Consider the following 1,391-nt stretch of genomic DNA (forward strand, 5'->3'; position numbering starts at 1 on the left):
GCTCCGCGGATCCCGGTCGTCTCCAACCTGACGGGTGCGTTGGTTTCGGACGAGATGGGTTCGGCGGAGTTCTGGGTGCGGCACGTCCGTGAAGGTGTCCGCTTCCTCGACGGTGTCCGGACGCTGGAGGCGGCAGGGGTCACCACCTACGTCGAACTCGGGCCTGACGGCGTCCTGTCGGCCCTCGCTCAGGACTGCGTCTCCGGAGAAGGCGCCGCCTTCGCGTCCGCCCTCCGCAAGGACCGTACCGAGGCCGGGGCCGTCATCGAGGCCCTCGCCCTCGTACACGTCCGCGGCCTCGCCGTCGACTGGACCGCGTACCACGCCGGTACCGGAGCCGAGAGCGTAGACCTGCCCACGTACGCCTTCCAACGCGAGCACTACTGGCTCGACACCGGCACCCTCGGTGCGGACGTCACCACCGTGGGTCTCCGCTCCGCAGACCACCCGCTGCTCGGCGCCTCGGTGACCCTGGCCGACGCCGATGGCCTCCTCCTCACCGGTCGGCTGTCGGCGGCCACCCACCCTTGGCTCGCGGACCACACGGTCATGGGTTCCGTCCTCCTGCCCGGCACGGCCTTCGTCGAGCTGGCGCTGCGGGCCGGTGAGCAGGTCGGCTGCGGCCTCGTCGACGACCTGACGCTGGCCGCACCGCTGGTCCTCCCCGAGGACGGCGGCGTCGAGCTCCAGGTCACGGTCGCGGCCCCCGACGAGTCGGGCCGCCGCTCCGTGGTCTTCCACTCCCGTGACGACCGCGCGGCGGCCGACGAACCCTGGGTGCGGAACGCCACCGCGGTCCTGGCCGAGGACGAAACCGAGCCCCGGGTGTTCGACCTCGCGGCCTGGCCGCCGACCGGAGCGAAGCCCGTCCCGGTGGACGGCCTCTACGACGTGCTCGGGGACTCCGGCTTCGGCTACGGTCCCGTGTTCCAGGGCCTGCAAGCCGCCTGGCGCCGCGGCGAGGAGCTCTTCGCCGAGGTCGCTCTGGCCCCAGAAACCGCCCCGGAGGCCGCCTACTTCACGATCCACCCGGCCCTGCTGGACTCTGCGCTGCACGCCATCAACCTCGGCTCGCTGGTGGAGGACACCGGTCAGGGGCGGCTGCCGTTCTCCTGGTCCGGCGTGTCCGTCCGCTCCACGGGTGCGGACGCCCTGCGCGTACGGCTCTCCCGGGCCGGCCGGGACGCGGTGCGGCTGGACATCGCCGACGCGGACGGTGCGCCGGTCGCCTCGGTGGACAGGCTGACCCTGCGTGCCTTCTCGCCCGACCGGCTCGGGCAGCGCACGGGCGCGTACGACTCGCTGTTCCGGGTGGAGTGGACGTCGGTGGCTGCGGTCGGGTCGTTCGACGACTGGCTGGTGCTGGGTGAGGGTGCGCAGGTGTTCGCGGA

General features: G+C 72.8%; 1 protein-coding gene. It reads left to right on the plus strand.

What is annotated here, in order from left to right; all coding sequences use genetic code 11:
- Positions 1–1,391 (plus strand): polyketide synthase dehydratase domain-containing protein (locus tag ABZY31_RS31220; protein ID WP_356417061.1); only part of this gene is annotated, 1,391 nt, incomplete at both ends.

The organism is Streptomyces sp. NPDC006529 (assembly GCF_040611795.1).
In the GTDB taxonomy this organism is placed as follows: domain Bacteria; phylum Actinomycetota; class Actinomycetes; order Streptomycetales; family Streptomycetaceae; genus Streptomyces.